Origin of the sequence: Brevibacillus centrosporus (assembly GCF_046622605.1) — a bacterium.
GTDB lineage: Bacteria > Bacillota > Bacilli > Brevibacillales > Brevibacillaceae > Brevibacillus > Brevibacillus centrosporus.
In genome coordinates this window covers 4,992,643-5,019,073 of record NZ_CP176856.1, presented here as the reverse complement: position 1 = coordinate 5,019,073, position 26,431 = coordinate 4,992,643, and the positions used below count along the sequence as shown (strand labels likewise).

28 protein-coding genes are annotated in these 26,431 nt (G+C 50.8%); 18 read left to right on the top strand and 10 right to left on the bottom strand.

Translation table 11 applies throughout. The annotated features are described in order from the left end of the window. The first annotated feature begins 42 nt into the window (after positions 1-42). Positions 43-1,200 carry a class I adenylate-forming enzyme family protein gene (locus tag ACLIN2_RS25310; RefSeq protein ID WP_411502489.1) on the top strand — a complete coding sequence of 386 codons (1,158 nt, stop codon included), beginning with the start codon at positions 43-45 and terminating at the stop codon, positions 1,198-1,200. Between the two features lie 73 nt (positions 1,201-1,273). Here ACLIN2_RS25310 and ACLIN2_RS25305 read toward each other — a convergent pair whose 3' ends face one another. The 4 genes from ACLIN2_RS25305 to sppA form a co-directional block, all read right to left on the bottom strand. Next, entirely contained in the window at positions 1,274-1,927 is a 654-nt protein-coding gene (locus tag ACLIN2_RS25305; protein ID WP_411502488.1) for a CAP domain-containing protein, read from the bottom strand. Positions 1,928-1,969: 42 nt separating this feature from the next. After that, complete coding sequence (locus tag ACLIN2_RS25300) at positions 1,970-2,278, bottom strand: CAP-associated domain-containing protein (RefSeq protein WP_411502487.1); 309 nt, start codon at positions 2,276-2,278, stop codon at positions 1,970-1,972. A 117-nt stretch (positions 2,279-2,395) separates the two neighbouring features. Further along, complete coding sequence (locus tag ACLIN2_RS25295; RefSeq protein ID WP_400584729.1) at positions 2,396-2,887, bottom strand: RDD family protein; 492 nt, start codon at positions 2,885-2,887, stop codon at positions 2,396-2,398. 53 nt (positions 2,888-2,940) lie between these two features. After that, a complete protein-coding gene (gene sppA, locus ACLIN2_RS25290; RefSeq protein ID WP_092273283.1) occupies positions 2,941-3,906 on the bottom strand; it encodes a signal peptide peptidase SppA in 966 nt (321 codons plus the stop codon). A gap of 297 nt (positions 3,907-4,203) precedes the next feature. Between sppA and ACLIN2_RS25285 the strand changes: the two genes are divergently transcribed. Continuing rightward, positions 4,204-6,123: a heavy metal translocating P-type ATPase gene (locus ACLIN2_RS25285; RefSeq protein WP_411502486.1), complete on the top strand. Its 1,920-nt coding sequence runs from the start codon at positions 4,204-4,206 to the stop codon at positions 6,121-6,123. Positions 6,124-6,284: 161 nt separating this feature from the next. Beyond that, complete coding sequence (locus tag ACLIN2_RS25280) at positions 6,285-7,016, top strand: amino acid ABC transporter ATP-binding protein (RefSeq protein ID WP_400584722.1); 732 nt, start codon at positions 6,285-6,287, stop codon at positions 7,014-7,016. An 87-nt stretch (positions 7,017-7,103) separates the two neighbouring features. On the opposite strand, the gene ACLIN2_RS25275 is transcribed toward ACLIN2_RS25280, so the two are convergent. From ACLIN2_RS25275 to ACLIN2_RS25265, 3 genes are all read right to left on the bottom strand, one after another. Beyond that, positions 7,104-7,976, bottom strand: a complete 873-nt coding sequence (locus ACLIN2_RS25275; protein WP_411501818.1) for an IS3 family transposase — start codon at positions 7,974-7,976, stop codon at positions 7,104-7,106. Next, entirely contained in the window at positions 7,937-8,254 is a 318-nt protein-coding gene (locus ACLIN2_RS25270) for a helix-turn-helix domain-containing protein (RefSeq protein WP_122923884.1), read from the bottom strand. The genes ACLIN2_RS25275 and ACLIN2_RS25270 overlap by 40 nt, the downstream gene beginning before the upstream one ends. 113 nt (positions 8,255-8,367) lie before the next feature. Further along, the gene (locus ACLIN2_RS25265; protein WP_122961228.1) at positions 8,368-9,069 is read right to left on the bottom strand and encodes a polysaccharide deacetylase family protein; all 702 of its coding nucleotides are present in this window, start codon (positions 9,067-9,069) and stop codon (positions 8,368-8,370) included. Positions 9,070-9,209: 140 nt separating this feature from the next. Here ACLIN2_RS25265 and ACLIN2_RS25260 point away from each other — a divergent pair, with 140 nt between their 5' ends. The 5 genes from ACLIN2_RS25260 to gcvH all read left to right on the top strand — a co-directional run bounded on the left by ACLIN2_RS25260 (position 9,210) and on the right by gcvH (position 12,569). Next, entirely contained in the window at positions 9,210-10,022 is an 813-nt protein-coding gene (locus tag ACLIN2_RS25260) for a DUF2797 domain-containing protein (RefSeq protein ID WP_092273295.1), read from the top strand. Between the two features lie 52 nt (positions 10,023-10,074). Beyond that, positions 10,075-10,236, top strand: coding sequence for a hypothetical protein (locus tag ACLIN2_RS25255; protein ID WP_170184517.1), 162 nt, complete (start codon positions 10,075-10,077; stop codon positions 10,234-10,236). A 200-nt stretch (positions 10,237-10,436) separates the two neighbouring features. Continuing rightward, positions 10,437-10,799, top strand: a complete 363-nt coding sequence (locus ACLIN2_RS25250; RefSeq protein WP_122961227.1) for an arsenate reductase family protein — start codon at positions 10,437-10,439, stop codon at positions 10,797-10,799. A gap of 2 nt (positions 10,800-10,801) precedes the next feature. After that, positions 10,802-12,007 carry an aminotransferase class I/II-fold pyridoxal phosphate-dependent enzyme gene (locus ACLIN2_RS25245; RefSeq protein WP_122961226.1) on the top strand — a complete coding sequence of 402 codons (1,206 nt, stop codon included), beginning with the start codon at positions 10,802-10,804 and terminating at the stop codon, positions 12,005-12,007. Between the two features lie 181 nt (positions 12,008-12,188). After that, a complete protein-coding gene (gene gcvH, locus ACLIN2_RS25240; RefSeq protein ID WP_122923599.1) occupies positions 12,189-12,569 on the top strand; it encodes a glycine cleavage system protein GcvH in 381 nt (126 codons plus the stop codon). A gap of 55 nt (positions 12,570-12,624) precedes the next feature. On the opposite strand, the gene ACLIN2_RS25235 is transcribed toward gcvH, so the two are convergent. Next, on the bottom strand, positions 12,625-14,682 hold the full coding sequence (locus ACLIN2_RS25235; RefSeq protein WP_411502485.1) for a methyl-accepting chemotaxis protein: 2,058 nt from the start codon (positions 14,680-14,682) through the stop codon (positions 12,625-12,627). Positions 14,683-14,968: 286 nt separating this feature from the next. Between ACLIN2_RS25235 and ACLIN2_RS25230 the strand changes: the two genes are divergently transcribed. From ACLIN2_RS25230 to pckA, 6 genes are all read left to right on the top strand, one after another. Continuing rightward, positions 14,969-15,403: a hypothetical protein gene (locus ACLIN2_RS25230; protein WP_092273310.1), complete on the top strand. Its 435-nt coding sequence runs from the start codon at positions 14,969-14,971 to the stop codon at positions 15,401-15,403. 28 nt (positions 15,404-15,431) lie between these two features. Continuing rightward, a complete protein-coding gene (locus ACLIN2_RS25225) occupies positions 15,432-15,824 on the top strand; it encodes a VOC family protein (protein ID WP_301169852.1) in 393 nt (130 codons plus the stop codon). A 184-nt stretch (positions 15,825-16,008) separates the two neighbouring features. Further along, entirely contained in the window at positions 16,009-16,350 is a 342-nt protein-coding gene (locus ACLIN2_RS25220) for an SCP-2 sterol transfer family protein (protein ID WP_122923597.1), read from the top strand. Between the two features lie 57 nt (positions 16,351-16,407). After that, positions 16,408-17,553 carry a M20 peptidase aminoacylase family protein gene (locus tag ACLIN2_RS25215; RefSeq protein ID WP_411502484.1) on the top strand — a complete coding sequence of 382 codons (1,146 nt, stop codon included), beginning with the start codon at positions 16,408-16,410 and terminating at the stop codon, positions 17,551-17,553. Between the two features lie 135 nt (positions 17,554-17,688). Beyond that, the gene (locus tag ACLIN2_RS25210) at positions 17,689-18,894 is read left to right on the top strand and encodes a PLP-dependent aminotransferase family protein (RefSeq protein ID WP_411502483.1); all 1,206 of its coding nucleotides are present in this window, start codon (positions 17,689-17,691) and stop codon (positions 18,892-18,894) included. Positions 18,895-19,283: 389 nt separating this feature from the next. Beyond that, positions 19,284-20,861: a phosphoenolpyruvate carboxykinase (ATP) gene (pckA, locus tag ACLIN2_RS25205; protein WP_411502482.1), complete on the top strand. Its 1,578-nt coding sequence runs from the start codon at positions 19,284-19,286 to the stop codon at positions 20,859-20,861. A gap of 69 nt (positions 20,862-20,930) precedes the next feature. Here the strand turns inward: pckA and ACLIN2_RS25200 are convergent, their stop codons facing one another. Further along, on the bottom strand, positions 20,931-21,689 hold the full coding sequence (locus ACLIN2_RS25200) for an exodeoxyribonuclease III (protein WP_411502481.1): 759 nt from the start codon (positions 21,687-21,689) through the stop codon (positions 20,931-20,933). 124 nt (positions 21,690-21,813) lie between these two features. Then, positions 21,814-22,275 (bottom strand): CoxG family protein, encoded by a 462-nt coding sequence (locus ACLIN2_RS25195; RefSeq protein ID WP_411502480.1) that lies wholly within the window; start codon positions 22,273-22,275, stop codon positions 21,814-21,816. Between the two features lie 384 nt (positions 22,276-22,659). On the opposite strand from ACLIN2_RS25195, the gene sufC reads away from it, so the two are divergent. The 4 genes from sufC to sufU are packed head-to-tail and all read left to right on the top strand — an operon-like array spanning position 22,660 to position 26,418. Continuing rightward, a complete protein-coding gene (gene sufC / locus ACLIN2_RS25190; RefSeq protein WP_092273336.1) occupies positions 22,660-23,448 on the top strand; it encodes a Fe-S cluster assembly ATPase SufC in 789 nt (262 codons plus the stop codon). Positions 23,449-23,469: 21 nt separating this feature from the next. Next, positions 23,470-24,768, top strand: coding sequence for a Fe-S cluster assembly protein SufD (sufD, locus tag ACLIN2_RS25185; RefSeq protein ID WP_092273339.1), 1,299 nt, complete (start codon positions 23,470-23,472; stop codon positions 24,766-24,768). Beyond that, positions 24,768-25,994 (top strand): cysteine desulfurase, encoded by a 1,227-nt coding sequence (locus ACLIN2_RS25180; RefSeq protein ID WP_411502479.1) that lies wholly within the window; start codon positions 24,768-24,770, stop codon positions 25,992-25,994. The genes sufD and ACLIN2_RS25180 overlap by 1 nt, the downstream gene beginning before the upstream one ends. Continuing rightward, positions 25,981-26,418 (top strand): Fe-S cluster assembly sulfur transfer protein SufU, encoded by a 438-nt coding sequence (gene sufU, locus ACLIN2_RS25175; protein ID WP_092273345.1) that lies wholly within the window; start codon positions 25,981-25,983, stop codon positions 26,416-26,418. Before ACLIN2_RS25180 ends, sufU begins: the two co-directional genes overlap by 14 nt. Positions 26,419-26,431 lie beyond the last annotated feature (13 nt).

The window sequence follows — 26,431 nt, the reverse complement described above, 5'->3', positions numbered from 1 at the left end:
GTAAAGGAGAACATATCCGGATGGACGGTGGGAGGCAATCCAATGGGAACCCTGCACCAGTATTTAGAGAAGAGCGCCAAAAAATCGCCAGAGATCGAAGCCATTGTTTCGGCTTCCTGCACGTTTACGTATAAGGAGCTGGATGAACGCACCAATCAGTTAGCAGCCTTTATGGTGGCCGCAGGTGTAAAAAAAGGAGATTTGGTCGGGATTCTGTGCAAGAACGATCATCCGTATCCGACGATCTTGCTTGCGATCATGAAAATCGGTGCGGTAGCGATCCCGTTGAACTGGCGGTTGACCGGCTTTGAGCTGGCGGGCATTTTGCAAATCGCGAAGCCCAAGCTCATGTTTTACGATCAAGACTTTGAAGAAGCCGTCGCATTGATCCGTGAGCAAGGGTTAGTCGAAAGGCTGGTCATAACGGGAAATGGACTGGAAATGGCCAATGAATATGCTGAAATCTTCACGAGAGAGTCAATGGAGCCTTTGCCGAAGGTAGCTATGACAGAGGATGATCTCGCCGTCATTTTGTTCACATCGGGGACAACAGGGACGCCAAAAGGATGCATGATCTCTCACGGCTGCTACGATACGTATTTGAGCAGGAGTCGTGCGCGAACAGAGCATGCCCGTTTTTTGGCGGTGCATCCACTGTTTCATATGAGCAGCACGGATTCTGTAGGGAGGCCGTTCCTCGATGTGCAGGTGAAGATTCTGGACCCCGAAACGGGGGAAGAAGTGCCGGCAGGACAGGTAGGGGAAGTGGCGATCAAAAGTCCCTATCTTTTCAAAGGCTATTTGCATAACCCGGAAGCGACAGCCAAAGTGCTGATCGATGGCTGGTATCACATGGGGGATGCAGGAAAATTGGATGAGGGCTTTTTGTACATTTCCGGGCGCTATAAGGAAATGATCCTGGTCGGTGGGGACAACGTATATCCGATCGAAGTCGAGGATTTGATCGACCATATTCCGGATGTCATGGAAGTGGCTGTAGTAGGAGTCGCTCATGAAACGTTGGGAGAGGTCCCGCGCGCCTATGTGGTCAAAAAGCAGGGAAGCCCTTTGACGGAAGAGGAGATCGTGGAGGCGTGCCGCCAGAGGTTGGCAGCTTATAAAATCCCTGAGGTCGTTTTTGTGAGCAGCTTGCCGGTCAATGGCCTCGGGAAGGTAATGAAGCACTTGCTAAAACAGTAGCGAAAAAAGAAGAGCCTGTCCGAAATGATATGCGTCCAATCGGAACAGGCTATTTTTCTTTTGGTAGGACCTTTTATCTGGATACAAAGTTTTGCGTGTAGAAGGGCTGTGTCCCCTTGTAGGAGACGCCGACTCCTAGCTGCTTGAAATGAGGATTCAGCAAATTTTGACGATGGCCGGCAGAGTTCATCCAGCCCATATGGACTTCGATGCCGTCCAGTTGTCCGTATGCGATGTTCTCCCCGGCGTAGCCAAACGAAATGCCTGCACGCTTCAGTCGATCAAATGGACTACCGGTCTTGGGGGACACATGATTGAAATAGTTGTTCTGTACCATATCCAGGCTGTGAGCACGAGCGACTGCTGCCACGCTTTCGTCCCAAGTAAGCAACGGCAGATTCGCCCTGGATCTGGCGATGTTAAGTAAGTCGAAATTTTCCCTTTCAACGGCGCGTGCTGCTTGCTTGCGCTGCTCGTCCGTCAATACAGGCTGAGCAGGGAGAGCCTTGTACGCAATCGGATACATCAACTCCATGGCAATGGTGGAGAAATGCTCCGGGGTAGAGATTCGTACACCTGCGACCTTATTGCCTCCCAGTTGATCGATCGAAAAGGTCACGATTTGATTGTTTTGCGCATAGGAAGGATGGCTGATTGTGTTGTTGTTGATTTTCAGGGTAGGGGTAATATCCAACGAGCTTGTTGGGGCACCCCATGCCTTTTGCAAAGCATCTGTGCCCGTTCCGATGCCGATCCCTTTGAGATTGACCTAAAGGCCGTTGGAGAACAATGTCACGACCTTGTCTTTTTGCATTCCTACTTGGATATAGTGACGAAGATCTTTATTGTAGATCCACCATTCGACTCCGGTCGTACTTGGATCTTTGCGGACGGGATTCCCCAGAATCTTCGCAACCTGAGCGCTGCTCATCCCCAGCTGGATACCGTAGACGCTCATCGTACTGGCAACAGCAGTTGCGACGGGCGCTGCAGTCACAGCATGGACTGGCAGCAGAGAGCCGAATAGAGCGATAGAAAGGCTCACGGCGAGGATACTGGACGTACGTAATTTGCGCATCATGCTCCCTCCTCGAGTTGGCATTGCCATGGAGGTAATTGTAGGCGGTCAACGTACCGTCCGACAATAGGGAGAAAGATTGGTTTGTCCAGCCGTTATATAAGACCCTAGCCCCTTTCACATACGGCGTTCCCGGATTACGAAGGTTTTGGCCAGCAGGTCGTGCCAGCCTTGCTTCCGTTGGTTCCAGCCCACCCACATATACCCGAGTGAAAAGGGAAGAGACGAAAGAAATTTGCCGATGACCTCACGCAGGAAAACCTGCCCAAGTCCCAGATTCCCTCTTGTCTGGCGAGCGTTGATCACCCGAATGCCTAGGATGACTTTGCCCAGCGTCTGGCCACTCCACCAGGTCAACAGAATCATATACAGGAGATCGATGATGATTTCGGTCAGGTCAATCATGGAAAAAAAGGCGTCGGATACACCAAAGGCCCTGCGGAGCGGATTGAAGACCAGCATGTTGAGTCCCACAAGGAAAAGGGAGTCCAGCAGAGTAGCCGCCACCCGAATCCAAAAACCCGCATAGTCATGGACGATAGGAGATTCCGTCTGATGATCGGTCTGTGAGATCACAACGGGTTGATAGTCAAACGATGTTTCCTTCATGACAGAGCACCTCCCTTTACTTGTGTGTATACAGTCTGTGCACGCTTGAAAGCTTAAGGCATGAATTGATACAGCAGCTTGGGAGAGCCGTTTCGCTCCAGCACGCGTGTTAATCCCAGCGGATCTGGATTGGACCAGTACTGCTTCATGCTCAGCAGCAGCTTGCTGATCGACAGCTGGTCGGTATAACGAACCACCATAGCTTCGGGCGAGCCAGAGAGCGATAACGCATAGCGGGTAGCTTCCTCCAGATCACCAAATTGGTCAATGAGACCCAGCCTTTTTGCCTGTTCGCCGGAATAGACGCGTCCATCTGCGATTTCCAGGACGCGTTGACGGGAGAGGTTGCGTCCCTTGACAATCACGTCCACGAACTTGTTGTAGCTTTCGTTGACCAGTGTCTGAAAGATTTGCCGCTCGGGGTCCGTGAGCGGACGGGAAGGACTTCCGATGTCCTTGAAACGACCGCTTTTGATGGCAAACTGATGTACACCGAGCTTTTTGGCTGCGTCACTGTAGTTGAAGAGGTTGAAAATAACACCGAGACTTCCGGTCAGAGTATTGGGATTGGCAAAAATGCTGTCACCGGTTGTAGCCAAATAATAGCCCCCGGAGGCTGCAGTCGATCCCATGCTTACCACGACAGGAATATGGCGCAATTGCTTAAGATGCAAGATGCGAGTATGCAGCTCATCGGTCGCGACGACTTCTCCGCCGGGACTATCGATTCGCAGCACCAGAGCTTTGACGTTTTCGTCTTCTTCTACACGCCGCAGCTGCTCGGAAAGAAGCTCGCTCATGGACGGCATCCCGGTCGCGTTTTGTTCGCCTGAGATGACACCGTTCACAAACAGCTGGACGATTTTGTCCGTACCCGACCCGGATACGATATTTTCATCCCAGGAAAAGCCCGGACTTTCCGCCAATTCATCGTACGCTCCCGACACGAATTCCACACAGAGTCCTGCTGCAAATACAACTAGGACAATCAGTAGGGCCACCCATTTTTTTCGTTGCATGAAAACCACCTCGTTCTTTAGCATGAGCAGCAAACGGACGAGTTACGCATCAGAAGCCAGTTGGAAAAAATGGGATTGACGAAGGGAAGATACTAAATTAGAATAATTATAAAATTATTTCCTTTAGGCAAAAAAATTCGCCTAGGTAAAGATAGGGATAATCATTATCAATTAGGATGCTGTTGCCTTCGGGCAGCAGCTTCCACTGTTTTTACGGGGGAAATAAGTCTGATTCTCTTTCTCAACAACGAATGCCCGAAATGGAAAAGACGATAGAAAAAAAGGGAGATGAGCCGCATGCTGCAAAAGACGGCAATGATCGTGTCAGGTGCAGGACTGTTAGTCAGCTGGCTGTATGGAGAGATAGGAGGGCTGGACACTTCCTGGTTGGCCGTGTTTCTGTGCGGGCTTCCGATTGCCTGGGCAGCGCTAAAAGAGCTGTTTATCAAAAAGACGATCAATAGCGATGTGCTGGTGACGATCGCGATCGTCGCTGCTGTAGCCATCGGTGAAATTTTTGCTGCTGGAGAAGTGGCACTGATCATGATGCTGGGGATGTGGCTGGAAAATCGGACGGTGGCAAAGGCAGCCTCTGCGCTGGAAGAGATGGTGCAGATGGCTCCGCAAACAGCGAGAATCAAACGGCAGGATGAATGGGTAGAGGTGGTGCTGGAACAGGTTGCTCGCGGTGATTTGATCCTAGTGAAGCCAGGGGAGAAGGTCCCTGTAGATGGGATTGTGGCGAGCGGTCAGGCTGCTGTCAATCAGGCAGCACTTACAGGAGAATCGCTGCCGGTCGAAAAACGATTGGGCGACGAAGTATTCATGGGTACGATCAATACAAATGGTTCGATCGAAGTAGTGGCGCAGCGGGTCGGGGAGGAAACCGCGTTTGCCAAAGTGACGCGACTGGTAGTAGAAGCGATGGAGCGTAAAGCGCCTGTACAGCGTTTGCTGGATAAATGGGCAGCGTGGATCGTGCCGAGCAGTCTCGCACTTGCTGCTTTGATGTTCTTCCTTACCGGAGATATGGTTCGGGCTGTGACGATTCTGATCGTCTTTTGCCCGTGTGCGCTCGTGCTTGCCACGCCTACGGCTATCATGGCTGGGATCGGCAGCGCCGCCAAGCACGGCATTTTGATCAAAAGTGGGGTAGCACTGGAACAGATCGGTTTGGTCAACGCCCTGTTGCTCGACAAGACCGGGACTCTCACGGAAGGCAAACTCCAAGTCACAGGTGTCGCTCGGCTGCGCAGCGTAAGACAAGAGGACGTCCTGCGCGTAGCTGCTGCACTGGAGCGTCATTCCGAGCATCCTTTGGCACAAGCCATCGTTGCTGCCGGCGAGGCACAGCGTTTGGAGCTGCCTGAGGTAGAATCGTTTCTGGTGCATCCGGGTAATGGCGTTTCCGGACGTATCGAAGGCAAGGAAGTGCTCGTAGGGAACCGGCGCTTCTTTGCGGAAATGGGTGTTTCCACCGATGAGCTGCGACAGCTGCAGGAAGAGCAGGAAAAAACGGGCCAAACCGCCGTTTTCGTAGCGAGCGAAAGCAAGCTGGTCGGGATGGTGTCGTTGGCAGACCGAGTTCGCGTAGAGTCGCGTGAAACGGTGGGGCTGCTTCGCCTGCACGGAGTTGGGGAAATCGCCATGCTGACCGGCGATAACCAGGGAGCAGCCACGCATATTGCCCGCCAAGCCGGGGTAACCACTGTTTTCGCCGAGCAATTCCCCGAAGCCAAGTATCAGCGCGTGGAGGAATATCGGAAGCAGGGGCTGATCGTCGGGATGGTCGGGGACGGCATTAACGATGCACCCGCATTGACATCTGCCCACGTCGGCATCGCCATGGGGGCAGGGGGGACGCAGATCGCAGCCGAAGCGGCGGATATCGTCATCATGACCGATGATATTTCCAAGGTGGCGGATGCCGTAAAGCTGGGGCGCAAAACACTACAGGTCATTCGGGAAAACCTGATTGTTTCCAGCACGATCAATCTGGCGGCGGTCGGACTCGCGATGCTCGGGATATTGGGGCCGGTCGGAGGGGCATTCGTGCACAATGCAACCTCTGTGCTGGTCGTGCTCAACTCAGCTCGCCTGCTGCATTATCTATCGACTCAGAACAAACAAAAGCGGACGACACCGCCAGCGCACAGCTCCTGCGAATCGTGCACATGTGCAAAAGGGTTCTGCGATCTAGGGACGTCCAAAGGCTGATCCAAGCTGCTTTTGCCAAAAGGAAGAGGACCGGACACCGTTTATGGGCTGCCCGGTCTTTTTCGCAAGAGGGCATGTTCGAAATTCATGCAATTTTTCTACTATTAAGGTAAACTATAAGAACGAGCAATAGTGAATAGACGGATATAGGGGGTCCAGACGTGATCATTCAAGTAACGGATCTGAAAAAAAACTACGGGGACTTACAGGTCCTAAAGGGCATTACGACACAGGTCGCTGAGCGAGAAGTAGTCTGTGTCATCGGGCCTTCCGGATCGGGGAAGAGCACGTTTTTGCGCTGTCTCAACCAGCTGGAGGCATCGACAAGTGGCCGAATCGTCATCAATGGCCACGATTTGAATGACCCCAAGGTAGATATCAATAAAGTGCGGGAAGATGTGGGAATGGTTTTTCAGCGCTTCAATCTGTTCCCTCATAAGACCGTTCTGGAAAACGTCATGCTCGCGCCAGTCAAGGTACGGAAAGTCCCTCAGGAGCAGGCACGTGAGCGCGGACTTGCGCTGCTGAATAAAGTAGGGCTAAAAGACAAAGCTGACGTCTACCCGGACAAACTGTCAGGCGGGCAAATGCAGCGCGTGGCAATCGCAAGGGCCTTGGCAATGAATCCAAAAGTCATGCTGTTCGACGAGCCGACCTCTGCCCTCGATCCGGAATTGGTCGGAGAGGTACTGGCGGTCATGAAGGATCTTGCCAAGGAAGGAATGACCATGATCGTCGTGACGCATGAAATGGGCTTCGCACGAGAGGTGGGCGACCGCGTCATCTTTATGGATCAGGGAATTATTATGGCAGAAGGCAAGCCAAAGGAAATTTTCGATGACACGCAAAACGAGCGCCTGCGTTCGTTCTTAGGAAAGGTCCTGGTGAAATGACCGGCAGCTGTTAGGAAAACAGAAGGCACCAGACGCCTCGTTATCGAGTGTGGTCAAGACCCCATTTAGTGGACATTGAAAAAAGCCCTAGGCAGTATGCTGGCGTCGGTACTCTACCGGCGTCAGCTTTTTCAGTTTTCGTTGCGGCCGACTTTCGTTATAAAATTGGATATATTCTTCAATTCGTCTTTGTGCCTCATCCAGATTTCGGATATCATAAGGGTAGAGTCCTTCCGTTTTGAGATGCGAGAAGAAGCTCTCCATAGAGGCATTATCGTAACAATTGCCTCTCCTCGACATGCTGATTTGGGCGCCAACCGTAGGCAGCATGTCGTGGTAATCGTAGGACGTGTACTGGCATCCTTGGTCGCTATGAACGATCAGTCCAGTCACGTCTTTCGTCTTTTCAAAGGCTTTCGTAAAGGTTTGAAGGACGAGTTGTCTGTCATTTTTAACGTCCATGTGATAAGCCACGATCTCGTTATTGAATAAATCTTTAATGGCCGATACGTACAGCCAAGTATCTTTCACACGGTACTGCGTGATATCGGTTACCCACTTTTGATTGGGAGCCTGTGCTCTGAAATCACGCTGCAGTACATTCTCAGCAACTCGTCCTCCTTCAGATGAAGCATAATGATTACGATGCTTGCGACGAATTCGAGAACGGAGTCCCATTTCTTGCATCAAACGCAGAACCTTCTTATGATTGATCCACACTCCATGATCGTGCAGCAAAAACAATTGGATTTGTCGATATCCATATTTCCCATCATACTTCGTATACACACTCTGGATGAGATCTCTCACCGGTCTGTCTCGATCAACATTCTGTCGCTTTACATACGCATAGTATCCACTTCTTGAAACGCCAAACAGCTTGCAAAGTTCCGTGACGCTGTACTCGCCAACTGCTGCTTTTATGATGGAGTACTTCTGTGCTGCACCTCCCGCATCCAAATTTCCCAACACTTTTTTAGCATGTGATTCTCCCGCCTCAATTGTTGAACATATCGATCCTGGTCGATATACGCCTGGCGTCGACCTCGCTGATCGAGAAAGCCAAACTCTCCAAGTTGTTTATACTTTTTCATCCATTTCTTTACGCGGTCTTTATCTTGAATACCAAAGTGCTCGGTGATCTGCCGATAAGTCCACTTTTCCTCGAGATGTAAACGAATCGCCTCCATTTTCATGGATTCAGGATACGACTTATACTTCTGACCTTTCATTGCCATAAAAATACACCCCCTAGAATTACATCGGATTTCCCTAGGGGTTTTTCCAATGTCTATTCTAAGGGGTGCACTTCAGTGAGCGCTGGTGCTTTTCTACTGACTAGGCGTCGTGCTCATTTGGCTGCATCCAGCAGCTGGCTGACGGTGACAAACCGATATCCCTGTGAGCGCAAATCCGTAATGAGCTCTTGCAGGGCTGCTACAGTCTGACGCTGGTTCAGGCCGCCGTCATGAAAGAGGATAATATCGCCAGGGGAGACGTTGCTCTTTACACTTTTCGCGATGACAGAAGCGGTTCGGGCAAGGGACCAATCCCGTGGGTCAACGGACCAGTGAATGATATCGTAGCCGCTGGACTGGACAGCGTTCATCACGTCATGCGTCATGACACCTCCAGGAGGTCGGTAGTACTGCGCAAGAATGCCTGTCGTCCTCAAGATCGAGCGCTCACCGTGCCTGATGTCTTCGTAGACCTCATGCTCGGTCAGCTTGTTCAGATCCAAATGATGGTAGCCGTGATTCCCGATCTCGTGTCCAGCTTTGTAAATCCATTGCATGACCCGAGGATGCTTATCCACCTGAGAGCCTAGCACAAAAAAGGTAGCACGTATGTTGTTCTGATGGAGCACTTCCAGGATTTTCGGCGTGTACTTCGCATCAGGGCCGTCATCAAACGTAAGCGCAACGACCTTTTTCTGCGTGTGTATCCGGTGGATCGGTTCGTAAAACGGAGTAGAAGCGCCCGCCCAGACAGGCATGATGCCCCAGCCAAGAAGGCAGGCGACGAGACAAACGTAGATCGCGCGATGGCGCATGACGATCGCCTCCTTCGTTCAGATATGGCTTTAGGTTCACCCCCTGCAGGGAAAACATGCTGCCAAAAGAAAACAGCGTCCAGCAGGGGGAGGGGATATGGTAGAATGAGTTGACCGTACATAGGAGAGGAGAGAATTCGGTGGAACTCCGCGGTATTTTACATGGACTCACCCACGAGTATCACGGGAAGGACAAGCCTGTTGACTACTATTTGCAAATTGGCGAGGAGCGCATGCCATTGAACGAATGGCTGGGTAGCGAGCTGTCGATTACATTTTTAGGCGAAAAGAACTGCATCGCCTGTGGCCGAAAAACCAACAAGACCTTTAACAGCGGGTATTGCTACCCCTGTTTCACCAAACTGCCGGAAAATGACCTGTGCATCGTCAAACCGCACGAATGTCATTTTGACTTGGGGACCTGCCGGGATGAAAGCTTCGGCGAAACGTACTGCATGATTCCCCATTTGGTCTATCTGGCGGTTTCCAGCGATATGAAGGTGGGCTTGACCCGCAAGCACAACCAGCTGAAGCGCTGGGTGGATCAGGGGGCGATCCGGGCGATTCCGATTGCGGAAGTACCTACACGCCGCATGGCAGGACAGCTGGAGTTTCATCTCAGCCAATACTTGCCGGACAAGACCAACTGGCGAAAAATGCTCAAGGGCGACGTCAAGGAGATCGACCTGCTCGCGATGCGTGACGAGGTATACAGCCATTTCCCTGACGAGTTCAAGCCTTTCCAGTATCGCGAGGACGAATGGGTGGATATCACTTATCCGATTTTGGAATCGTTGGACAAAATCAATTCCAAAACATTGGACAAAGAAGAGAAGCTCGGTGGCCGCCTGATTGGCGTCAAAGCACAGTACCTGATTTTTGACAACGGTGTGTTTCAAACGCGCAAGCACGCAGGCTATCAGGTAGAGATTACAGCAACTCCCTCTGCATAAAGTCACGCAAACTCCTCACACTGAAAAGCAACAGCAGGGAGGAGAGAAGGCCATGAGGGATGAACATATCGAATATACAGAGCCATTGACCGGAACACTCGCCGAGGCAGTAGAAAGAGAGGACGCCACCCAGCTGGGAGTCCCTTTTTCGCCCCTCGCCCAGACGTGGCAGGTCAATCCAGCGGACGAGGACTCCGATCAGGCTCAGCAGTAGGAAAGCGGCAAAACGACAGGCATAGCAACTAGGGAAACGGCAGCCAGAGAGTAAGGATGGCTGTCGTTTTTTGTGCGAATAAAAGGGATGAGTGGCTTACGTTTTCCAATGGGTGGCTGCACAGGTGGCAGGCGCAATGGTATGCTAGCGATAAAGAGCTTCATACAAGCAATCCACACAAATGACCGAGGTGAATCTTCATGGCGATAAAAGCCTATCTGTACAACAAATGCGACACCTGCCGCAAAGCGAAGAAATGGCTGCAGGATGAAGGTGTAGGGTTCGAGGAAATTCCGATCGTGGATGCGCCGCCGTCGAAAGAAGAGCTGCGCCGTATCTGGAAAGCGAGCGGACTGGATTTGCGGAAATTGTTCAACGTGAGCGGAGTGCAATACCGTGAACTGGGGCTAAAAGACAAGCTGCCAACCATGTCAGATGAAGAAATGCTCGAGCTGCTGGCGTCCAACGGCAAGCTGATCAAGCGCCCGCTGATTACAAACGATGAGACAGTGACACTTGGCTTTAAGGCAGAAGAACTGGAAAAAGCGTGGGGAGGCAAATAACTATGCGTCAGCCCTCCAAACGCCTTGCTTATCTATCTGCGGCTATTTTCTCAGAAATGGCTGCACGCAAACGGGAAGTGGCCCAAAAGAGAAAGGTCTACGATTTAAGCATCGGAAGTCCCGATCAGCAGCCGGAGTCCCACTTGCTGGAAACGCTGGTGGAAGCGGTTCAGCAGCCAGGCGCGTTTGGCTATGCACTGAGTGAGGGAACGGCTGCGTTTCGCGAGGAGGTGGCTCGCTGGTACCAATTCCGTTTTGAGGTGGAGCTGGATCCGCAAACAGAGGTCCACTCTCTGATGGGCTCCCAGGACGGCTTGGCCCACTTTGCTCTGGCTTGGTCAGACCCAGGAGATCTGGTGCTGGTACCCGATCCAGGCTACCCCATCTATGAGGGCAGCGTTCATTTAGCGGGCGCTGTTCCGTACCCCATGCCCCTTCGAGGGGAAAACGGCTTCCTTCCCGACCTGAATGCCATTCCGGCAGATGTGGCGAAGCAGGCGAAGTTCATGATCCTGAACTATCCGAACAATCCAGTGTCTGCTGTAGCGACCCTCTCCTTCTTTGAAGAGGTAGTAGCTTTTGCGAAGCGTCATGACATCATCGTCGTACACGATCTGGCGTATTCCGAGATGGCGTTTGACGGATACAAGCCGCCGAGCTTTTTGCAGGCTTCGGGTGCCAAAGAGGTAGGAATCGAGTTTAACTCCTTTTCCAAAAGCTTTAATATGGCAGGCTGCCGGATTGCGTACGTCGTAGGAAATGCGGATATCATCAAGCCGCTCGCAGTCGTGAAGTCCAATGTCGATTACGGTGTCTTTTTACCCGTTCAGCAAATGGCGGTAGAAGCATTGCGCGCGGACCGAAAATCGGGTGGTGCGAATGCCGTGGGACCGATCTATCAGGAGCGCCGGGATGTGCTGCTGTCTGCTTTAGCCGAGGCAGGCTGGCAGATTGAGCCGCCGAAAGCGACCATGTTCGTCTGGGCAAAAGTACCCGATGGCTGGACCTCGAGGGAATTTGCTTTTGCCCTTCTGGAAGAGACGGGAGTCGTCGTGATTCCCGGGAGTGCATTCGGTGTGGAAGGTGAAGGGTATGTTCGTATTGCCCTGGTACAGACACCGGACGTATTGAAGCAAGCAGCCGAATCCATTCGCCAGTCAGGAATATTAACGAGCAGGCAGAACCGGAAATCGCCTGTGCACGAATAAATTCCTGATTTTATGGGAAATAACAAATGAGTACACGACCGATATTTTCAAGGGGAGAAACGGGCCTTACACCTTGTGAAAAAACGTCTGTTCAGAATTTTGAGGAATGAAGAGGAATCCTCGAATGTTCGTCAAATATGTATGTGGTATGGACAGTACCTGATAGGAGGATACGTAAACGATGGAATTCCCGAAAGATCTACGTTACAGTGAAGAGCATGAGTGGGTACGTGTAGAAGGAAACAAAGCTTATATTGGCATTTCTGCTTTTGCTCAGGCAGAGCTGGGTGACATCGTATTCGTCGAGCTGCCAGAAGTAGGCGCGACGATTCAACAAGATGAACCATTTGGCAGTGTAGAATCCGTCAAAACGGTTTCCGAGCTGTACGCTCCAGTGAGCGGTAAAGTTGTAGAAGTAAACGGTGAATTGGAAGATGCGCCAGAGCTGGTCAACTCCTCGCCTTATGAAAAAGCCTGGATGATCGTCGTAGAGCTGTCTGATGCGGCTGAGCTGGAAAAACTGCTGACTGCTGACAAATACGAAGCAATGGTAAAAGAATAAGCAAATAGGATAAAAGCCGGGCGATGCATGATCGCTCGGCTTTTTCTATGTGACATTACGACAGCTTGAACACGCGAACGGCATTGTTCATTTCTTCTGCCATCGTGGCTAGCATGGTTGCCGCTGCGGATATTTCCTGCATGGAGGCGTTTTGCTCCTCTGCGGCGGCAGCGACATTTTGAGAATTGGCGGCAGAACGTTCGGAAATAGCAGAGATGTGATCGATGGCCGCAATAATCGTTTCCATCTGTTCACTGATTTGTTTCATTTCCGTGCCGAGGCCATCTGTACGGGCAAACAATTGTTTCGTCGAGCTGGTGATTTGGTGAAAGGCGGATCGGGTTGATTGGACAAAGCTCATTCCTTGATCCAAAATCGAGCTGCTATGCTGCATTCCGGCAATCGCTGTCTCCGTATCCCGCTGGATGTCGGAAACGATTCTGCTCACCTTCTCGGCAGCGGTACTGGATTGTTCAGCCAGCTTTCGTACTTCATCGGCTACTACCGCAAACCCTCGTCCTTGTTCTCCTGCGCGAGCGGCTTCGATGGCAGCGTTTAAAGCCAGGAGATTGGTTTGCGCAGCGATGGTAGTGATCAGGGAAATCATTTCTCCGATTTCTTGGGAGCGATGCCCCAGCGTGTTGACCATGGCAGAGGTTTGCTCCATTTGCGAATGGATGGCCGTCATTTGCTCCACGGCGGAAATGGCCATTTGGTTGCCTTCCGCAGCCTGCTTGTTGGCCTCTGAGGTAGAGGCACTGACGATTTCGATTCCTTTTTCCATCTGCGAAATCAGCTTGGCGATCTGGGTGACGACGTGGTTGCCTCTGTTCGTTGCATCGACCTGCTGCTCGGTTCCATGAGCGATTTCCTGTACGCTCTGGGCGATCTGCTCCGTTGCATGGCTCGTTTGCTCCGCACTGGCCATCAGCTGCTCGGAGGTAGCTGCTACTTGCTGTGAGCTGTAGGAGACACGCTCCAGCGTTTCCCGCAATGTGGCTGTCATCGCATTGAAGCGTTCGCCCATTCGTCCGATTTCATCAGCTGTCTGAATCTCCATGGATGCCGTGAAATCACCCTGCGCCAGCGAAATGGACAGTTGGTTGGCTTTGTCGACTTGTTTAGCTAAGCTTTTGCTGAAAAGATGAATAATCAGGATCAGAAGAGCAAGACCAATGAAGCTGACTGCTAGAAGCTTGAAGAAAAGCGACCGCAGTGGTGCCTGGAGTTCGTCTTCGGGCATGACGAGGGCAACCGTCCAATTGGTTTTCGGGATTTTTTGATAATAGATGCGATTGGCTCCATTTTGGTCCTGAAAAGTAGAGGTACCTTCTGCTTGCCCCATTAATAAGGAGCTGATTTCCACCAGCGAAGGGTTGTCATCCGCTGTAATCTTTTGGTTCAACAGCTTTTCTGCATGGGGGTGGGCGAGGTATTGGCCTGTTTGATCAAGCATAAACGACCACCCGGTATTCCCGACTTTCATTTCCGAAACGAATTTCTGCATATCACTAAGTTCGATATCATCGGTTACGACTCCGAGGAGCTTCTTGTCTGGTGAGTAAAAAGGTGCAACAACAGTGAGCATGGAGGTTTTGGCTAAGTCATCGTAGTAGGGAAGGGAAAAGTCCGTGACCTGCTTGGTGGTAGAACCCAATTGGTACCAAGGCTGGTTGGGGTAGTTGTACGAAGCCTCGCTATACTCTTCGGTTAATTTGACTGTGCCGTTATCCTCCAGGGTGCCGTAGGAGGAAACGTATTGCTTGTTTGGATCAAAACGGTAAGGCGCAAAGAAGATACCCATCCCTAAAGACGTTTGATTGATAGGGACAGACTTTTTGAGCAAAGCTTGCATCGATTGGGTGTCGGATGCGGGAGGGAGCATTTCCATAACGCGCGCCGTGCTTTCTGTTACTTTGCTATGCGCCTCCAGTTGCCTTTCTACATTACTGCTGACCATGTCTAGCTGGTAGTTCATTTTACTGGAGATTTCTGAGTTCAGCAGGGTTACGGAAAACCAGTAGGACAATGCCATGACGACCAACAAGGTGACCAGGATGACGGGAAGCATGATGCTGAGGGTACGCGAGCGAATACTGGTAAACCGGAACATGAGTAAGGCTCCTTTCCTGATGTGGATGCCAGTATATTTCCCCGCTCCCGATTCGATCAAACCTGAATATATGCTTTAGGCAGAGCAGGGAATAATTTCAAACTAGTCAGAAAACGTTGGTCAATAAGACGCGAATCAGGTACAATAGGGGAACCATTACATTTGCCATCAATCGATTGGTATCTTTTGCGGGTAGAGAGATCTGCCGTGAGTAAGCTACAATTGCTGATACAGACAGAGTGTCGTCCAAACGAAGCATAGTTTGGCGAAGAAGGAGGGAGACTATATGAGTTATTGTTGTGGTGCCGGAATGGTAGGATCGGTTGGGTCTGTCCGTCATTATAAAACGTTGGTGCATAACGTCCCCATCATGTTTTGTCCTGTATGTGACAGAATTGAAGTTCATCCCGCTATTGAGGGCGAGTATGAAATTCTAGTAGAATATGCTCAGGGAGATCAGGCTCCTGAGGTGGACTTTGCTGATTTCGTAAGTGTTGACAATACTACTGAGTTGTTTGAGAATTGTACCATGACGGATGAAGCAGCGAGCTTCGCCGATGTTCTTAAACAGCAAATCGATATTTCGCTGGATCTTTTGGGCGTCGCCAAAGAATTGAAGGATGAGGAATGGCGTGAAGCCCTGATGATCCGTCTGAGAAGGTTAAGCGAGCGGCTGAAGCAGTACAATAAGAGAAAGCAAATGTCGCAGAAAAGCGCGTGACCGTAAGTTGACTTGGGAGGCAGTGTGAATGTTTCATTTGAAAGGCGTTCATCACATCGCATTGAATTGCAGCGATGTCGTGAAGGTAGCTCATTTTTTTAAAGACATTTTGGAAGTTCCGATCCCAGAAGAGAATATCGTGGAAGGAGCACCTGTCTACTTTCAAATTGGCACATACACACGGATTGGTCTCCATCCATATAGCGGTGGGGAAGGCAAAGGCGGAGTGGGGCAAGTCGACCACATCGCTTTTTCCGTAACGAGCCGCGCCGAATTGGACTATCTGGTTGACAAACTGGAAGCGGAGAATATTTGCTATCGGGGTCCCATCACTCGCCCGACGAGCTTTAATCTCTATTTTGAGAGTCCAGATGGACATCATCTGGAAGTGCGACTGGATAAGGACGAATTTGACGAATAGCATCCGAATACAAGAGCTCCTGCCCAAATGGGTAGGGGCTTTTCTATTGATTTTCTATTGATTCGACGGCATGTCGAGAAAAAGAGGCTCTCGCTGACAGGACACGACAGTCGTTCCCATCCCTCGTCAAAGGATTCGACCAAGCCATCCGCGAACCCATTTGGAGTGAGAGGAGTGGGCGAGCATGGTCGGAATCAGTGGGGTGCTGATGGAAGTGGCAGAACGTTTGCAAAAGAAGGCTCATGTACGGCTGTTGACAGCAGGATGGGACAAACGGATCGGCATTGTGGCAGTGGATACCCGGCTCCGGTGGCAGATGACTTTTGTCAAAGGAAGCGCTTCTTGCGGGGAGTGGAAAGAGGACGTGCCCGCCGACCTGATCTTGCATGGAAATGAGAAGGAAATCCATATGCTGCTGGCGGGAGATGCTCTGCAATACGCCAGTGTCAGGCAGCGCGTAAGATTTGTAGGAACGTTGCGGGATCAATTAAAGCTGGATGCGATCTTGCGCCTTACCAGCAAATGATCGCAGGCTGTTGTGTTATAATAGAAAAAATATAGAGAATTCGAGGAGGAACGACGTATGTCCACGACGATTTCTTTGAAGCAGGCAGTGACGGCACGTGTGTCATCTATTGACGAAACATTCCGCCATTTGCACAGCAATCCTGAGATTAGCTGGAAAGAAGTGCAGACCACGCAGTATCTGGCAGAGCGGATGCGCAGACTCGGACTGCGTGTAACGACGTTTGAGGATTGTACGGGCTTGGTTGCGGAATGGGGGGAAGGAAGTCCAGTTGTGGGCTTGCGGACCGATATTGACGCGCTCTGGCAGGAAGTGGACGGGGAGTGGAGAGCCAACCATTCCTGTGGACATGACGCGCATATGACGCTGATCGTGGAAGCAGTCGAGTCGTTGATCGCTTCGGGATATAACCCCCCGGGGACGTTGAAAATTTTGTTCCAGCCTGCGGAGGAGAAAGGGACTGGCGCCCTCAAGCTGGTGGAAAAAGGTGTCGTAGATGATGTGGACTATTTGTACGGCGTGCATCTTCGCCCGATCCAGGAGATGAAGGGCGGCTACGCGGGTCCTGCGATCTACAATGGCGCCGCAACGTTTTTATATGGAGAAATTACAGGTGTATCTGCTCACGGCGCGAGACCGCATTTGGGAATCAATGCGATCGAGGTAGCCAGCGCGATCATAACAGGAGTCAGTCAGGTACATACAGATCCACGAGTGCCGGCGACCGTGAAAATGACAATGCTCCAGGCAGGTGGAGAGAGCTACAACATCATCCCGGACAAAGCGCGATTTGCGCTCGATTTGCGCGCTCAAACCAATCAAGTCATGGACGATTTGCTTACCCGTGTGCGCCAAGTGATTGATGGAGCCGCCGCTACTTTTGGGGCGACGATCGAGGTGCAGCAAGGCTCTCGCATGGTGGCAGCCGAAGTAAACGATGAGGCGAAAAAGCTGATGGAGGAAGCGATCATCGATGTGCTTGGCGAGGATAAGCTGGAAGAAGCGCCTGTCAGTCCGGGGGCAGAAGACTTCCATTTCTACACCGTAGAACGCCCTCAAATCAAGGCGACGATGCTCGCATTCGGCTGCGACTTGAAGCCGGGCCTGCATCATCCGCATATGGAATTTGACCAGACGGCATTGGTAAAAGGGGTCGAGATCCTCTCGAATGTCGTGATCAGGACTTTTGCTAAAGGGAAGTAAAGAGAGAAAAAAAAGAAGCCTCGTACCGATTCAGGTACTGGGCTTTTTCAGCGCCGATTTCGGTATTCTTTCGCCGCTTTCATTTGTGGTATGTTTGCGTTAGGGAATTGGATAAAAACAAGGTGGTGGAAAGGAATGAACAGAGTAACGCAGCAGTTCGCTTTCTCGAAACGAAATCCCGATTTGCCGATCATGGGAGCAGCCTATGCCAAGACTGATCCTGATATTATGCCATTCGCTTATGGATTTCCCGCACCACAGGCTTTTCCGATCGCTGCTTTTCAGGAAGCATCTCAATCCGCCTTATTATTAGAAGGAACAAGAGCCCTGCAATATACCGGAGGACCAGGGCAAAAGCGGGTACAAGCCTGGATCGCCCAGCGCTCCCCGCTGCGCGGCATCAAGCCAGAAGAGGATCAACTCATCGTGACAACCGGCTCCATGCAGGCGATCGATATGGTGACTCGCGTACTGACGGACGAAGGAGATGAGGTGTGGGTAGAGTCGCCTTCCTTCTTCGGGACGATCCGCTCCTTTATCACAAATGGATTGAATATTCGGTCGTTTCCGATTGATGAGGATGGTCTGTGTGTGGATGAGCTGGAGGCAGCCTTGCAAAAAGCAGAACAGACAGGCGGTAAAATGCCCAAGCTGCTCTACATCATGCCCAATTATCAAAATCCCTCAGGAGCTACCTTGTCTTTTGCTCGGCGTGAAAAGCTGGCGAGACTGGCGCTGCGCTACAACTTCTACATACTGGAGGATGACGCGTATGTCGATCTGAGCTTTTCGGGCGAATACCTTCCTTCCGTCTACAGCTTCGCGCCAAAGAGGGTTGTCTACATTAGCACCTTCTCGAAAATCATTGCTCCTGGCGTGCGCATGGGCTGGGCAATCGCCGACAGCCAAGTGATCGAAAGGATGAAGCTGTTCAAGTCGGATGGGTATACGAGCGTATTTGTCCAGGAGGTAGTGGGGCAAATGCTGCAGAAGATGGATTACACCGCTCACATGAATCGGATCAACGAGATGTACCGAAGCCGCAGAGATGTCATGGTAACCGAGCTGTGTCGCGTTTTTGGGGATCAGATTGACTTTCAAGTTCCAGATGGCGGCTTTTTCTTGTGGGTGCGTTTTCCGGAAGGGGTCAATACGACGGAGATGCTGACACACGCATTGGAATGTGGAGTCAGCTTCTTGGATGGACAAAACTTTTATCTCGAAGGAGTGGACGGTACCCGATTTGCTCGGCTGTGCTATACGTACTGTGATGAGGAGTCCATTAAAAAGGGTGTGGCAGCCCTGCATGAGGCATGGAGAAGAAGTCACTCTCTCCGATAATCAGGGGAAGAGAAGTCTGAAACAGGGAAATGCAAAAAAATGGGCAAGTAAATGGGCAAGTAAATGAAGCTTATGTGAACAAGAACCCGATGCCTTGCTGGTATCGGGTTTTTTGTGTACCATTAATTCACTGCCGAGCTAGTGTGGAAAACTGGGGGGACAAGGGAAAACTAGCGGGAGAAGTGGTATTCACACATTCTCCATAAGAGATTATAAAATTATGTAGCTTATTTGATTAAATGTGATATACTAATTACAAATTGAGCGACAATAATTAAACTTATTTCGAGTCACTCTCGAGGTGAGCGACCGTATTAACGGATAGAATGACCGAAGTCGAAGGTTAGTCATCATAATGGATATACATTTGGGAAGGAGATCGTTCACACATGGAAACCAACACCGTTCATAAGCTTACTGACATTTTGGGAGCTGCAAAGGTCTATAATAACCTGCCAGTTGCGAAGCTCGTAGAAATGGCGGTTAAGCGTGGCGAAGGGATTTTGACCGACAAGGGGGCGCTTAATGCGCTAACAGGCAAGTTTACAGGCCGTTCGCCGAAGGACAAATTTGTGGTGGACGAAGCTTCCGTACACGATAAAATCAACTGGGGTCCGGTTAACCAACCAATTTCCTCTGAGAAATTTCTTCGTCTGCAGCAAGATGTGCTCGAGTACCTGCAAGGAAAAGAGCTGTTTGTGTTTGACGGTTTTGCCGGTGCGGATACGACTTACCGCCTGCCGATCCGCGTAGTGAACGAATACGCGTGGCACAATCTGTTTGCTCGTCAGCTGTTCATTCGTCCGTCCGATGAAGAACTGGCGAACCATGAAGCTGAGTTCACCGTAGTGTATGCACCAAACTTCAAAGCGAACCCGGCTGTTCACGGAACAAACTCCGAAACGTTCATCGTGCTGAGCTTTGAACACAAAACCGTTTTGATCGGTGGTACCGAGTACGCTGGGGAAATGAAGAAGTCGATTTTCAGCGTAATGAACTACATGCTGCCTGAGCGCAATGTACTGTCCATGCACTGCTCTGCAAACGTAGGCAAAGATGGCGACGTTGCCCTGTTCTTCGGTCTGTCCGGTACTGGGAAAACGACTCTGTCCGCTGACCCGAACCGCTTCCTGATCGGTGACGACGAGCATGGCTGGTCTGACAACGGCGTTTTCAACATCGAAGGCGGTTGCTACGCAAAATGCATCAACCTCTCTGCAGAGGGTGAGCCGCAAATCTGGAACGCGATTCAATTCGGTACCGTTCTGGAAAACGTAGATATCGACAGCGAGACACACAAAGCGAATTACGACAGTGCAAAATATACGGAAAACACCCGTGCAGCTTACCCTGTTGAAATGATTAACGGAGCAGTGATCCCTGGTGTGGGAGCACAGCCAAACGTAATCGTGTTCCTGACAGCGGACTCTTTCGGGGTATTGCCTCCGATCTCCAAGCTGACGAAAGAGCAAGCGATGTATCACTTCCTGTCTGGCTACACCAGCAAAATGGCAGGTACAGAGCGCGGTGTAACAGCTCCACAAACCGAGTTCTCGACATGCTTCGGATCTCCATTCCTGCCGCTGCACCCAGTGGTATATGCGGAAATGCTCGGCAAGAAAATCGACGAGCGCGACGTACAAGTATACCTGGTGAACACAGGCTGGACGGGTGGACCAGTGGGCGTAGGAAGCCGTATGAAGCTGTCCTATACTCGCGCTATGGTTACAGCAGCACTGAACGGCGATCTGGAAAAAGTGGAGTACGTAGCAGACGCTACCTTTGGTGTTCAAGTACCAACCACTTGCCCGAACGTACCAGCAGAAGTACTGCAGCCACGCAATACGTGGGAGAGTAAAGAAGACTACGATAAACAGGCAGCTGATCTGGCTTCCCGTTTCATTGAGAACTTCCAAAAGAAATTCCCGAACGCAACGGATATCGCACAAGCAGGTCCTAAAGCGTAATCAAATAACGCAACAAGCAAAAACGGTTAGACGCGAGGTCTAGCCGTTTTTGTGTTGGGGAGTATGGAGCTATTGGTCTTTCATCTCCAAAATAACAGGGCAGTGATCGCTGCCCAGGATCGCGGTGTCAATTCTGGCGTCGATGAGAGAGGGCGCCAGTCTTTCCGAGGCGAGGAAATAGTCGATGCGCCAACCGATATTTCGCTCCCGGACATTCCCCATATAGGACCACCAGGAATAGGCGTCTGCCTGCTCTGGGTAGAAGTAGCGGAAGGTGTCGAGAAAACCGGATTCGAGCAGCTGCGTCATCTTGCCGCGCTCCTCAGGAGTGAAGCCAGAGTTGTTGCGATTGGATTTCGCATTCTTCAGGTCGATTTCCTGGTGCGCGACATTGAGATCGCCGCAGACGATCACGGGCTTTTGGGTGTCGAGCTGCATCAGATAGTGACGGAAACGATCTTCCCACTCCAATCGGTAATCCAGGCGGGAAAGGTCGCGCTTGGCATTGGGTGTGTATACATTGACGAGGAAGAACGAATCAAACTCCAGTGTAATGACACGTCCCTCAGGCTCGTGATTTTCTTCCAGACCATAACGGACGGACAGTGGCTTGACCTTTGTAAAGATAGCCGTACCGGAGTAGCCTTTTTTGATAGCGTAATTCCAGTACTGCTCGTACTCTTCGCCGCATTCAGCTGTAAATTGTCCTTCTTGCAGCTTTGTTTCCTGGATACAGAAAATATCCGCATTTATTTGGGAGAAATACGCTTGGAAGCCTTTGTTTACGCAAGCGCGTAATCCGTTTACATTCCACGATACCAGTCTCATAGTCGCTTTGTTCTCCTTACTACGGTTTGGGCAGATGCCGTTTCTACTATCCTAACACAGGGAGGAGCGGTTATGAGAAAGGAAAAAACCCTCTGCAAAATAGAGGGTTCATGGCAATTGGCGGTCACGTATGGGGAGGAATCGAGGCCAGTTCCTTCATGCGATTGGCAACAGCTTCTGTCAATTCTTGTGTCAGCTCGGGGATCGAGGTCTTCAGGAAGGCGTTCACCATCGGAGCCTTCACACCTTTTGCGGTAATGTCTAGAAAACCCGTCATTTTCGTTCGATTCGGACTCAGCGCCTGTGCCTGGAAGTAGCCATCACCGGCAAAGTTTTCGTTCAAGCCGATGAGGGTAAACCTGACTAGAGTGGGCTGGATCCAATCTGTAATATCGACCTGCAGCTGAATTTTTTTCTTCATGATGCCGATATCTCCCGAAAAGGTCCAGGTGGATTGACGGGCATGGATGATCTCATGGCTGATGTAGCCGGACACGAGCGGAATCCAGTTGTCCATGACACTAACAAACTCCCAGATCGTGGAGATAGAAAGGTCCAGCTCGATCTCATGCAATCCTTGAGGCAAGGTTCCTCACTCCTTTCTCGCGTGGTGGTTCATCCTGTTATATGTATTGTGGCAAGCAGCGAGATATATCGGGAATTTTTAACAAGCCACTTGGATAAGGCTCCGTCATGGGAATATAAGCAGAGGGACCCGTCATTTTCCAAACGATGAAACAGGATGATCAGGCTGTTCGGGTATCACACACGAGCGGTGAGGGAAAGATGTTCCAGTAGCAGGTGGAGGGGCGGAGCATTGTCGCCAATTTCCGACTTTTTAAATATAATGATTTAAAAATTACAGATATGTTTCATTCCTTGATTTATAATTATTCTTATTATAAGATGAGTATTGAGAATGGATTGAGAATCAACCAACTCACTTCTGACGTTTATGGAGGGAATTCAGATGACAGCTGTACCGCATTTGCAAATAAAAAACCTTCGCGCCAAGATCGAGGATAAAGAAATCCTCAAAGGCATGAATTTGGAAATTAAGGGCGGCGAAGTCCATGCGATCATGGGCCCGAACGGAACTGGTAAATCTACTTTGGCATCTACGCTGATGGGTCACCCTAAATACGAGGTAACCGAAGGCGAAGTCATTATCAACGGCGAAGACTTGCTGGAAATGGCAGTTGACGAGCGTGCACGTGCTGGACTGTTTTTGGCGATGCAATATCCATCCGAAATCAGCGGTGTGACCAACTCCGACTTCCTGCGTTCTGCAATCAACGCACGTCGCGGTGAAGGCAACGAAATCTCCCTGATGAAGTTCATCCGTGAGATGGACAAGAAAATGAGCACGCTGGAAATGGACGATTCCTTCTCTCATCGTTACCTGAACGAAGGCTTCTCCGGTGGGGAGAAAAAACGCAACGAAATTCTGCAAATGATGCTCCTCGAACCTACTTTCTGTATCCTTGATGAGATCGACTCTGGTCTCGACATCGATGCATTGAAGATTGTAGCGAACGGCGTAAACGAAATGCGCTCCGCTGATCGCGGATTCTTGATCATCACGCACTATCAGCGTTTGCTGAACTATGTGAAGCCTGACTTCGTACACGTCATGATGCAGGGTCGTATCGTGAAGTCCGGTGGTCCTGAGCTGGCTGAACGCCTGGAGGCAGAAGGCTACGACTGGATCAAGGAAGAGCTCGGCATCGAGGATGAAACCGTAAACGCCAACGTGTAGGAAGAAGGAGGCAGCAGTGAAATGAGTGTGGATGTACAGCTCCGCTTCGACTCCGAAGCGATCACCGAGTACTCCAAAGCCAATCAGGAGCCTGCCTGGTTCCTGGAAAAGCGCCTTGCCGGCTTAAAAGCGGCAGGAGAGCTGCAACTGCCCGCTTTGGAGAAAACGAAAATTGATAAATGGAATACCACTGAGTTTGACCCGTTTCAAACGGCTGCCAAAGCGGCAGCAGCAAGCGAGCTTAGTGAATTGGTTAAAGCCCAAATCGATGTAGACAGCGTAAAAAACCTGTTGGTGCAAAAAAATGCATCCTCTGTTTTTGAAGCAGTCTCTGAGGAATTGAAGAGCAAAGGAGTCATCTTTACCTCTTTTGCCAAAGCTTTGGTCGAGCACAGCGATTTGGTACAAAAATACGTAGGAACAGTCGTTTCTTTCGACGAGCACAAGCTGACAGCTCTGCACACAGCAGTAGTGAACGGCGGCGTGTTTATCTACGTTCCTAAAAATGTGGAAGTAGAAGTGCCGCTGCAAGCAGTGTTTGAGGTGGCTGGCGACCATGCGCTTTTGTCCCCGCACGTATTGATCGTAGCGGAAGCGAACAGCAAAGTGATCTACGTGGATACATTCGTATCTGGCGAAGGCACGAGCATGGTAGCGAACAGCATCGTAGAAGTATACGTAGGCGCAGGTGCATCCGTGCAGGTAGCTTCTGTACGTTCCCTGTCCACAGACGTGCACGACTACAGCTTCCGTCGTGCGACTGTTGATCGCGACGGTAAAATGGAATGGATCCTGGGCGAGATGAACGACGGCAACACCGTTGCGAACAACACCACCATCCTCAAAGGTACCGGCTCTACGGCCGAAACCAAATCCATCTCTGTTGGAACAGGCTCCCAACGACAAAACCTGACTTCCCAAGTACAGCACATCGGTACGCATTCCGAGTCTGATATGGTCAGCAAGGCTGTTATGACAGGTGAAGCAGTCAGCATTTTGAACGGTATCACCAAAATCGAAAAAGGCGCTGAAAAAGCAAACGGTGTACAGGCAGAGAACATCCTGATGCTGAGCGAAAAATCTCGTGGAGACGCCAACCCGATTCTTTTGATCGATGAGGATGACGTAAAAGCGGGTCACGCAGCTTCAGTAGGACGCTTCAGCGAAGAGTCTCTCTACTACCTGATGTCTCGCGGGATTACCCGTCAAAATGCAGAACGTCTGATCATTCTCGGCTTCCTCGATCCGGTTGTCGCTGAAATTCCGGTTGAAGAAGTGAGAAACAGACTTCGCCAAGCGCTCGAAAGGAAGTTAGGCTAATGAACGCCAAGGAGCTTCGGAAATATTTTCCTATCCTTCATCAAGAGATAAACGGGCATCCGCTCGTGTATCTCGACAATGGAGCGACTTCCCAAAAGCCGATTCCGGTAATGGAAGCGATGGATAAATACTACAAGGCGTACAACTCCAACGTTCACCGTGGCGTACACACTCTGGGCAACATGGCGACAGACGCGTATGAAGGAGCGCGCGAGAAGGTTCGCGCGTTCATAAACGCTCGGGAAGCAGCCGAGGTGGTATTTACCCGCGGAACGACGTCGGCGATTAATACCGTAGCGTACGGCTATGCTCGCGCGGTTCTGAAGCCAGGCGATGAGATTGTGACCACGATCGTGGAGCACCATGCCAATTTCATTCCATGGCAACAAGCAGCCAAGGCGACCGGAGCTACCTTTAAGTTCATTCCGCTGCAGGAAGACGGAACCGTAACCCTGGACGCAGTGAGAGAAACGGTTACGGACAACACCAAACTCGTCGCGATTCACCATATTTCCAACGTACTCGGGGATACTACACCGATCAAGGAAATTGCGAAAATCGCGCATGAGCACGGCGCACTTTTGCTGGTGGATGGGGCGCAGGGAGCTCCTCACAAAAAAATCAACGTCCAAGACCTGGATTGCGATTTTTATGCGTTTTCCGCTCACAAAATGGCAGGTCCGACTGGTATCGGCGTGCTGTACGGCAAACGTAAAGTGCTGGAGCGAGTCGAGCCGATGGAATTCGGCGGCGAGATGATCGACTTCGTGGAGCTGTATGATTCCACGTGGAAGGAGCTGCCTTGGAAGTTTGAAGGCGGTACTCCCATCATCGCGGGCGCTATCGGACTTGGTGCAGCGATCGACTTTTTGAACGAAATCGGTATGGACAACATCGAACGCCATGAAAAGCAACTCGTGAAATATGCGATGGAGCAAATGCGTGAGATCGAAGGCTTAACGATTTACGGCCCGCAGCAGGACCGCAGCAGTTTAATAACATTCAATCTGGATACGGTACATCCGCATGACCTGGCGACGGTACTCGATAGCTATGGAATCGCAGTCCGTGCCGGACATCACTGCGCGCAGCCGCTGATGCGCTGGTTGAATTGCACAGCTACCGCACGGGCAAGCTTCTACGTGTACAATACAGAGGAAGAAGTAGATGTACTGGTAGAAGGATTGAAGAAGACGAAGGAGTATTTCGGCAATGTCTTCTCTTGATGATTTATACCGCCGCGTGATTATGGATCACTACCAGAAGCCCCGCAACCGCGGGAAGCTGGAGGAATCCGACGGACTCATTGTCAATTTGAATAACCCGACCTGTGGCGACAGCATCTCGCTCTCCTTGAAAGTTGCGGAGGGCAAGGTGGTGGACGCGAAATTCATGGGCGAGGGCTGCTCGATCAGCATGTCCTCCGCATCCATGATGACGGATGCCGTAAAAGGAAAGCCTGTAGAAGAAGCGCTTGAGCTGGCTCACAAGTTTTCCGATTTGATGCAGGGCAAGGAGATCGACGATTCGATCGATCTTGGGGACATCGAGGCACTGTCTGGTGTCGCGAAGTTCCCTGCCCGCATCAAATGTGCGACTCTCGCTTGGAAGGCGCTGGAGCAAGGCATCAAACAGGCCGAGCAGGAATAGCTTTTCAGCATAT